Here is a 440-nt window from a genome sequence, read left to right as displayed (position 1 = left end):
GTCCCATGCCCATCCCATCGTCTTCCGCGCCTTCGGGCCCTCCACCCAATTGCTCTTCCAGCGAATCAGGATCGGCGCCTTCCTCGAGCTTGCGCACGACTTCCTCCATCTCGCAGTCAATCTTTTCGCCGGTGAGCTCGGACATTCGCCGCATCATCCGCGCCATCGCCTTGGGATCGTTTTCGTCGACGCTCGCAAACTCCCCTTCCATCGCGCTCATCGCCGCTTCCATCTTCGCGTCTTCGGCCGGGTCGCCGGAAGACACTTGCGGCTTTTTCTCCGCCTCGTCGCTCGGACCGCCGCTGGTAATCGCGAAAGCCGAGACCAGCTTCTTCAGGCGAAACCTGGGATTATCGGGGCATTTCGGCGTCGTTTGCCCCTGCGCCAGCGTCTTCGCGTAAAACTGGTAGATCGTGTGATTGTCCGAACAGTAATATTCG

1 protein-coding gene is annotated in these 440 nt (G+C 60.0%); it reads right to left on the bottom strand.

The annotated features are described in order from the left end of the window. Positions 1 to 440: hypothetical protein (locus I6F37_RS40320; protein WP_225154423.1), on the bottom strand; the 440-nt coding region annotated here is incomplete at both ends.

Source organism: Bradyrhizobium sp. NBAIM08, assembly GCF_020193935.1.
Lineage (GTDB): Bacteria > Pseudomonadota > Alphaproteobacteria > Rhizobiales > Xanthobacteraceae > Bradyrhizobium > Bradyrhizobium yuanmingense.
Note: the sequence above shows the minus strand (reverse complement) of the source record. Positions and strands in the feature narration are given on the sequence as shown.